Genomic DNA, 8,858 nt, shown 5'->3' on the forward strand with positions numbered 1-8,858 from the left:
AGTTTAAATTTGGAAGGAAGAATTTAAATGGAAGATATTTGCTTAAGGATTAAGGAATTACGAACTAAAAGAGGACTTACATTAAAAGATTTGAGTTCTAAAACTGAATTATCAGTTAGTTTTCTATCTCAGATAGAAAGAGGTACCACATCTTTAGCTATTAATTCTTTGAAAAAGATTGCTGAAGCATTTGAAGTAAATATTACCTATTTTTTTGAAACATCTAAAAAGGAGAAATATGTTGTAAGAAAAAGTGATCATAAACCATTTGAAATTAAAGGATTGGAATCAAAATACACAAGATTAAACGGTGAGTTTCCAAGTAGATCATTAGCGCCTTTTATTATTAAGGTATCTCCAAATCAAAAGAAAACTAAATCTTTTAATTATCAAGGTGAAGAATTTTATTACGTATTAAAAGGGGCAGTAGTATTCATGGTAGGAGAGGACGAGTTCTTACTTCGAGAGGGAGATTCAATTCATTTTCCTTCATCATTACCACACTACGGGGAAAATCTCTTAGATCAGGAAGCTGTCCTTCTTTGTTGTATAACTCCGGTCTTTTTTTAAAGGGTTTTATTAGGAATGGGGAGTGGATATAGGGTGCAGCCAATATTAGAAGTAAATAATGTCACAACTGCATTTTACACAGATAGAGGTTTAGTAAAGGCTGTTGAAAATATTTCGTTCACCGTGAATCCTGGTGAAACAGTCTGTATTGTGGGGGAATCGGGGAGTGGAAAAAGCGTCATGTCCCTTTCAGCCTTGAGATTAATTGATTATGAGAATGGTCAGGTTCTCAATGGTGAAATACTTTTTAATGGTGAAGATTTGTTGAAAAAAAATCGGGAGGAAATGCGTAGGGTCCGGGGAAGTCAGATTGCGATGATCTTTCAAGAACCTATGACGGCTCTAAATCCAGTATTTACAATTGGAAGGCAAATATCAGAAGCAATTAGGTTACATAACGATTGCTCAAAGGAACAAGCAATGATCAGGGCAAAAGAATTATTAACCTTAGTAGGAATTTCAGAGTCTGAAATTCGTTTGAAACAATATCCGCATGAATTATCTGGAGGAATGAGACAACGTGTTATGATTGCAATGGCCCTATCCTGCGATCCGAAGCTTTTAATAGCAGATGAACCAACCACTGCTTTGGACGTAACCATCCAAGCTCAAATTCTTAATTTATTAAAAGAGCTGAATGAAAAACGAAACATGGCGATAGTACTGATTACACATGATATTGGAGTTGCAGCTCAAATGGCTGATAAAATAGTCGTTATGTACGCTGGAAGAGTAATGGAAGAGGGGACAGTATATGAAATCTTTGATAAGCCCCAACACCCATACACCATTGGTCTCTTATCTTCTATCCCTACAATTGACGGAAACCGTAGTATTCGATTGCAGTCGATTCAGGGGAATATTCCAAGTTTAACAGAAATGCCTCAAGGATGCCGATTTAGCCCCCGGTGTATGTTTGCAACAGAGGAGTGTTTCACAGAAGAACCATTATTGCAATCTATAAATTCCCGAAAAATAGCATGCTGGAACCATGATAAAGTTAATTCTGATTTTTCATTAACCCATAGAAAAAAATAGGAATGTTAGGGGTGAGGATTTGGATAGTCATTTCGTTAAGGGAAATAATGTATTTATAAATAAACCAAACAACCCTTCTCTTATTGAAGTCCAAAATTTAAAGAAATATTTCCCTATTAAACAAGGTATTTTTAAAAAAATAATTGGGAATGTAAAAGCAGTCGATGATGTCTCCTTTCATATTAGACAAGGAGAAACGTTTGGACTAGTAGGCGAGTCTGGTTCAGGAAAATCAACTTTAGGTAGAAGTATTCTTCAATTGCAAAAACCTACAGAAGGAAAGGTGTTTTTCGAAGGTCAGGAGCTTATATCGCTTTCAAAACAAGAATTAAGAAAAGTCCGTCGTGAAATGCAAATTATTTTTCAGGATCCATTTGGTTCCTTAAATCCTCGACTTACTATTGGAGATATTATAGGAGAGATGTTTCGGGTCCATAAAATTACTAGTGGGAAAGAAAAGGATGAAAGGGTATGTGAATTATTGGAACTAGTTGGTATTGATCCGAATAGAAGGCATTTTTATCCTCATGAATTCTCTGGTGGTCAACGTCAAAGAGTTGGAATCGCACGAGCCATAGCGTTGAATCCAAAATTTATTTTAGCAGATGAGGCAGTATCCGCTCTGGATGTTTCTGTTCAAGCACAGGTGATTAATTTGCTGAAGAGTTTACAGGAAAATATGAATTTAACGTATTTATTTATCGCCCATGGGTTGAACGTTGTTCGTTATATTTCCAATCGAGTAGGTGTGATGTATTTAGGAAATCTAGTAGAAGTGGCAGAAACAGATGAATTATTTCAACATCCAGCCCATCCATATACAAATGCACTAATTTCAACAAATCCTATCCCGAATCCTTATAAAAGGAACGAACAAATTATATTAAAAGGTGAAATTCCGTCTCCAGCAAATCCACCATCAGGATGTAAATTTCATACAAGATGCCCGATTGCAGTAGAAAGATGTAAAGTAGATATTCCAAAATTAAAAGAAGTTGCACCTGAACACCAAGTAGCCTGTCATTTTCCATTATAAACCTTTAATGAGGGTTATAAATTTTGTCTATTTTTAAATGACAGAATTTTTAAATAATAAAGACTTAGGAGGAATTAAAATGTCTGAAACAGTACAAAAAGCAGGTACAAAAAAGAAGCCATACAACGGTTACAAATCTTTTGATTATCTTCAATCGGGTGTTGACTACAAGTCTTATAAATTAGCAAAGGAAATTGGCCGAGTAGAACCATTTAATTATCCTGTAACTGAGGAACAAGAGAAAGAAGTTCAAACTATTCTTGAAGAGGATATGATCATTTCTCTACATGAGCATACTTTTATTTGTCCTGAAAATGTTCAAGAGATTTTCGAGTTTCGTCGTCAGGGAAGAGATTGGACTGGATATGAAGGACTAAGTGTTTCTGGATTAGACGTTGTATTTGAGAATTATATGGATGGTACGGCTTTTATTACTTCGAATGCAGGTTGGAAATGGAATGATGTTATTCATGATTTAGGAATCAGATACAGTGATTTTGCCCACCAAGATTTAGTTATTCGTGCAGAATCAATTGAAGATTTGTATAGAGCGAAAAAAGAAGGGAAAGTTGCATTTGTTACATCTATCGAATCAGCGACTCAAATAGAAAATGAAATCGATAGGGTAGACGTTCTATACGGATTAGGTGTTCGTGTAATGGGAATTGCTTATTCAGAAGCAAATGCATTAGGTTCTGGTTTACGTGAAAAGAACGATTCAGGATTATCAGTTTTTGGTCATAAGGTAGTCAAAAGAATGAACCAACTTGGTATGACGATTGATGTATCCCACTGCGGGGATAAAACAGCTGCAGATGTTATTGAAGCAAGTGAAAAGCCTATCTTTATTACTCATGTTGGTGCAAGAGCTCTATGGAATACTAACCGAATGAAACCAGATTACATCTTTGAAGCTTGTGCAGCAAAAAGGGGAGTCATTGGAATTGAAGCTGCTCCACATACTACACTGACTCAAAAGTACCCGGATCACTCAATTGAATCAGTTATGGAACATTTCGAGCATGTAGTGAACTTAGTCGGAATCGACCATGTTGCTTTTGGTTTGGATACTCTTTTCGGAGATCATGTCGGAATACATCATGCGTTTGCAAATCAGTTATCCATTCATGATGCACACAAAGGTCCGGAATTTGAAGAAGTTAGTTATGTAAAAGGTCTAGAAAATCCTTCAGAGGCTTATCCAAACGTTGTCAGATGGTTAGTTAAAAAAGGATATAGTCGCGAAGATATTTCCAAAGTCATGGGAGGAAACGTGATTAGGGTCTTAAAGGAAACTTGGGTGAAATAATTATAGAGGGGGGAAGTGTAATGCGTCCCAAAGGACTAAAAATACTAGGGGTAATCACGTTAGTAACGGTGTTATTATTTTCAGTTGGTTGTACTGCAAATAATAATAAGGCATCAACTAATTCAAAGAAGGGTGGAACTGCCACTATTCCAATTGTGGGGGATCCTATCTTTAATCCATGGCACCCAAATGCTTATGCAGAATCAAACCTTGTAAATCGTGTTATTTTTTCAGGTTTGACAAAACCAGGGAAAGATTTAGCGCCTGCTCCAAATCTAGCAACAAAATGGGAAGTTTCTGATGATGGGCTTGTATGGACATTTAAGCTTCGAGAAGGCGTGAAATGGCATGACGGTAAGCCGTTTAGTGCAGAGGATGTATCTTTTACTTTTAATGACGTTGTCTTAAATAAATCATTAGGTTCAAATGGTGCTTCTAACTATAAATCATTAGACCATGTTGAAGTGAAGGATGACTTAACAGTAGAGTTTCATTTGAAAACACCTTGGGCTGCATTGCCTGCTTATCTAGGTTTCAACTCCGAAATTCTTCCAAAACATGTATTAGAAGGAAGGGATCCCTTTGATTTAACTTCTTTCAACAAAGAAAAGCCAATTGGTACGGGTCCATTTAAAATTGGTAAATACATTTCTGGTCAAAGTATAGAATTGGTGCCAAATACAGACTTTTTTGAAGGAGCTCCAAAACTAGATAAGGTAGTATATAAGATCTTGGCTGATCCCAATACTCATATCGCTCAAGCTCTAAGCAATGAATTAGATGTTTTTGTATTAGAAGATAAGAATTCCCTTGATCGAATCAAGCAGGCTAAGAATCTAACTGTAATGCCTTCTGATACCACAAAATATTTTTGGATCTCTTTAAATCAAAAAAATGAGCTTTTCCAAGATGTAAAGGTTCGTCAAGCGTTTATGCATGCAATTGATCGTAAGGCGATCATTGATACTGTTTTAAAAGGATATGGAAAGATTGCTGATGCAGCAATTTCGCCGAATCTAAAAAACTACTATACAGATGAAGTTACAAAATATGATTATGATCCTAAAAAGGCAAAAGAATTACTCGAAAAAGCGGGCTGGAAAGATTCTGATGGAGACGGAATTCTTGATAAAGATGGTAAGCCATTTAAATTCACCTTTGAAGTAGCTGTACAGGGTGACTTAGAACCTATTGCACAGATGGTTCAACAATATCTAAAAGATATAGGATTAGATGTAAAGTTAAGCACTATGGAATGGAATGCAATGATTGAGAAGCACATTATTAAACGTGATTATGAAATGATTCTCAACTGGTGGGCATATCCAAATGACCCTGATGTTTTTGCTCAGTATCATTCTACTAATGCAGGAAAAGGTAACAACATTCCTGGCTATCAGGACCCTAGGTTGGATGAATTATTAGTTGCGGGACAAAAAACAAATGATCCGGAAGAACGCGCGAAGGTGTATAAAGAGGTACAACAGTATATGTCTGACACTTTACCATATCTATATTTATGGTATCCACAAGAAATACAGGTTCGTAATAATAAGTTAAAGGGAGTACCGGATATGTATTTCGGAGGAGCATTACACTACATCAATGAGTGGTGGGTAGAAAAATAGTCATCTGATTGTCGATCACCATTGATAGGTGATCGACAAATTTTTAAATAATAGAACTGATATGAGTTTCATAATATTAGTTCTAGCCAAAAGGGGGAAGGAGAAATGATCAATTTTGTCATCAATCGACTTTGGCAAAGTATTATCCTAGTCTTTATAGTCACAGTTTTGACATTCTTCCTAATAAATCTGGCACCGGGTGGACCATCTTCATTAATGCGGATGGATGCAACAGCGGAAGAACGGGAAGCTTTAATTGAGAGAATGGGGCTAGATAAACCGGTCATTATTAGATATGGAGAATGGGTTGGAGACACGATACAGGGGGATTTTGGTGTTTCGCTTACAAGTGGGCAACCAGTTATTCAAAGGGTGTCTGAGCGCTTTCCACATACATTGGAGCTGGCAGTATATACCTTAATATTTTCAATTGTAGTAGGTATTATTTTGGGTATTATTTCTGCAATTCGACGTAATAGTGTCAGTGACTATTCGATAAATTTCTTTAGTGCCATTGGTTTATCTATTCCTTCATTTTGGTTGGCGATAATGTTAATGTATTTGTTTTCTGTTGTTCTACAATGGCTTCCATCCTCTGGTGTGGGATCAGGAAACATTATAGAACGGTTTAAATATTTACTTATGCCCGTGTTAATACTCTCAACGACCACACTTCCAACTATTGTTCGATTTACAAGATCTTCTATGTTGGAGGTTATATCGCAAAATTATGTTCGTACCGCTCGTGCAAAAGGGGCAAAAGAACTAACTGTTATTTACTGGCATGCACTGAGGAATGCACTGATACCTGTTGTTACTATCATTGGGGTGTTGATACCACGTTTACTAGGGGGAGCCGTGATTACAGAAACTGTCTTTGGCTGGCCAGGCATGGGAAGATTGATTGTCGAAGCCGCTCAAGGAAGAGATTATAACTTAGTGATGGGTGTAACTGTTATTGTGACTGTTATTGTTATTCTATCAAATTTTATAGTAGATATTATTTATTCAAGGATTGATCCACGAGTGAAAAATATTTAAGTGAGTTTGAGGTGATCCAATGTCCACAGTTCAAATAGAAAAATCAATTGAGGAGATTAAAAATGTCAGAACAGTAAAACCGAAAAATAGAAGTGTTTTTTCAAGACTGGTAAGAAACAAGGTTGCCTTAATTTCACTGATTTTTTTAGTACTCGTTCATATTGTTGCTTTTTTAGGGCCTATTTTCTGGAGTCTAAACCCTGAAAAAATTGATCCAACTAATACACTGGCTAGTTGGACTGTCCAACATCCTTTAGGCACGGATGATCTTGGTCGGGATGTACTTAGTAGGATGCTACATGGAGGAAGAATAACTTTACTGGTTGGTTTTGTCTCGATGTTATTTACCATTTTCTTAGGCGGGATGGTTGGGGCGTTTGCCGGTTATTTTGGAGGGTGGCTAGAATCCATCCTTATGAGGTTAACGGAAGCTATGATGGCGATTCCGAATTTTTTTCTTGCACTTGTTGCATTAACAGTTTTAGGGAAGAGTCCAATGATGATTATTGTAGTCATAGCTGTTACATCATGGATGGAGATCGCAAGAATTGTATACGGTGAAACAATGAAATGGAAAGAGCAGGAGTTTGTAGAAGCGTCAATTGCTTCTGGAGCATCGTCACTTCGGACTTTATTTGGCCATGTTATTCCACAGATTATTCCAACTATTATTGTTGCCAGTACTCTTGGGATTGCATGGTCTATCTTAACAGAAAGCGCAATCAGTTATTTAGGATTAGGTATTCAGCCGCCAACACCAACATGGGGAAATATGCTACAAAATGCTCAACAATATATATGGACTTCCCCAATTTTAGGTGTATTACCGGGTATGGCAATCACGCTCGTAGTATTGGCCTATAACTTTTTGGGTGACGGTTTACGAGATGCATTAGATCCTAAACATATTAAGAAATCAAATTAATCCATATGGGAGGGGAAATGTATTGCTCGCTGAAATTAATGGATGCGATCTGTATTATGAGGTTCATGGAAAAGAAAGTGGTCAGCCCATCTTTTTTATTCATGGAGGACCAGGTTTAGGGGATTGCCGAGCCGATGCAGATACATTTACACAGCTTGGGGATCAGTATAAGCTAGTGTTTTTTGATATGAGGGGCTCGGGGCGCTCGGAAGACAAGGATCCATATACTCATAAACAATGGACAGAAGATATTGATAAATTAAGAGAACATTTAGGGCTTAATCAAATTACTATCCATGGTTCTTCTTACGGGGGATTTATCGCTCTTGAGTATGTTCTAAGATATCCTCAAAATGTTTCACATGTACTGTTAAATGTGACTGCTGCAAGTAATGAACATCATTATTTGGCCATCGAGAATGCATTAAATAGTCACCTACCGAGAATTAATCATGGTATGCTAAAACGTCTTTTCAATGGGGAAGTTGCTTCTAATGAAGAGTTTAAAGAGATGTATTCTGCAATTCTTCCATTATATTCCGTTAACTTTGATCCAGTTGTGGCACAAAAAAAGGTGGATTCAATTTTTTTTCACTATGCAACTCATAATGCTGCTTTTCATGAAAACTTGGCGCAGTTCGATGTTAGGGATAGATTGAAAGAAATTAAAACACCAGTTTTAGTAACCGGAGGACAGTTAGATTGGATTACCCCTGCTATATATTCTGAAGAAATAGCAAAAGATATATCAGGAGCCAAATTATTTATTTTCGAAGAAAATGGTCATTCAGTAATCAGAGAAAAAAGTGAACAATATATCAGCATTTTAAGAAATTTCTTAAATGAACAAAACGTTAAGGGGGAGATAAAAAATGTACACAATAATTAATGGTTGCCAAGTTTATTATGAAGTTCATGGGAAGGAAGATGGGGAAGCAATCTTTTTTGTACATGGTGGTCCTGGAATGAGTGATTGTCGCGGAGATATCGCTGCTTTCGCTTCATTAGGCGATGAGTATAAACTTGTATTTATGGATATGAGGGGATCAGGAAGATCAGAGGGTAAACCTCCTTTTACTCATGAACAATGGACAGAGGATATAGATGAACTACGAAAGCAGTTAGGCCTTTCAAAAATAAAAATGTTGGGTGGATCTTATGGTGGTTTCCTTACGTTAGAGTACGCAATTCGCTATCCCAAAAATATTACCCATATTATACTGAGAGACACAGCACCAAATAATAACTATAATGATCTTTCTACTGAAAAAGCATTAACTAGTCAACTACCTGGAATAAATGAAGAGATGC

9 protein-coding genes are annotated in these 8,858 nt (G+C 36.7%); all 9 read left to right on the forward strand.

Annotated features, from left to right (window positions below; translation table 11 throughout):
• The first annotated feature begins 27 nt into the window (after positions 1-27).
• Positions 28-570, forward strand: coding sequence for a helix-turn-helix domain-containing protein (locus AB3X49_RS13310; RefSeq protein WP_367962600.1), 543 nt, complete (start codon positions 28-30; stop codon positions 568-570).
• 33 nt (positions 571-603) lie between these two features.
• Positions 604-1,608, forward strand: a complete 1,005-nt coding sequence (locus AB3X49_RS13315) for an ABC transporter ATP-binding protein (RefSeq protein WP_367962602.1) — start codon at positions 604-606, stop codon at positions 1,606-1,608.
• Positions 1,609-1,627: 19 nt separating this feature from the next.
• On the forward strand, positions 1,628-2,644 hold the full coding sequence (locus AB3X49_RS13320) for an ABC transporter ATP-binding protein (RefSeq protein WP_367962604.1): 1,017 nt from the start codon (positions 1,628-1,630) through the stop codon (positions 2,642-2,644).
• A gap of 79 nt (positions 2,645-2,723) precedes the next feature.
• Positions 2,724-3,953 (forward strand): dipeptidase, encoded by a 1,230-nt coding sequence (locus AB3X49_RS13325; RefSeq protein ID WP_367962606.1) that lies wholly within the window; start codon positions 2,724-2,726, stop codon positions 3,951-3,953.
• Between the two features lie 20 nt (positions 3,954-3,973).
• The gene (locus AB3X49_RS13330) at positions 3,974-5,581 is read left to right on the forward strand and encodes an ABC transporter substrate-binding protein (RefSeq protein ID WP_367962608.1); all 1,608 of its coding nucleotides are present in this window, start codon (positions 3,974-3,976) and stop codon (positions 5,579-5,581) included.
• Positions 5,582-5,686: 105 nt separating this feature from the next.
• Positions 5,687-6,622, forward strand: a complete 936-nt coding sequence (locus AB3X49_RS13335; RefSeq protein ID WP_367962610.1) for an ABC transporter permease — start codon at positions 5,687-5,689, stop codon at positions 6,620-6,622.
• Positions 6,623-6,641: 19 nt separating this feature from the next.
• Positions 6,642-7,547: an ABC transporter permease gene (locus AB3X49_RS13340; protein ID WP_367962612.1), complete on the forward strand. Its 906-nt coding sequence runs from the start codon at positions 6,642-6,644 to the stop codon at positions 7,545-7,547.
• A gap of 22 nt (positions 7,548-7,569) precedes the next feature.
• Positions 7,570-8,436: an alpha/beta fold hydrolase gene (locus AB3X49_RS13345; protein ID WP_367962614.1), complete on the forward strand. Its 867-nt coding sequence runs from the start codon at positions 7,570-7,572 to the stop codon at positions 8,434-8,436.
• Positions 8,420-8,858: alpha/beta fold hydrolase (locus AB3X49_RS13350; RefSeq protein WP_367962617.1), on the forward strand; the 439-nt coding region annotated here is incomplete at its 3' end. The genes AB3X49_RS13345 and AB3X49_RS13350, both read left to right, overlap by 17 nt.

It is taken from the genome of Bacillus sp. C30 (assembly GCF_040838255.1).
GTDB classification, from domain to species: Bacteria; Bacillota; Bacilli; order Bacillales; family Bacillaceae_G; genus Bacillus_A; species Bacillus_A mycoides.

Bases quoted from the DNA above. Each gene is read 5' to 3' on its own strand.
- AB3X49_RS13310 (WP_367962600.1), top strand. From the start codon at position 28: ATGGAAGATATTTGCTTAAGGATTAAGGAATTACGAACTAAAAGAGGA.
- AB3X49_RS13325 (WP_367962606.1), top strand. From the start codon at position 2,724: ATGTCTGAAACAGTACAAAAAGCAGGTACAAAAAAGAAGCCATACAAC.
- AB3X49_RS13330 (WP_367962608.1), top strand. From the start codon at position 3,974: ATGCGTCCCAAAGGACTAAAAATACTAGGGGTAATCACGTTAGTAACG.
- AB3X49_RS13335 (WP_367962610.1), top strand. From the start codon at position 5,687: ATGATCAATTTTGTCATCAATCGACTTTGGCAAAGTATTATCCTAGTC.
- AB3X49_RS13340 (WP_367962612.1), top strand. From the start codon at position 6,642: ATGTCCACAGTTCAAATAGAAAAATCAATTGAGGAGATTAAAAATGTC.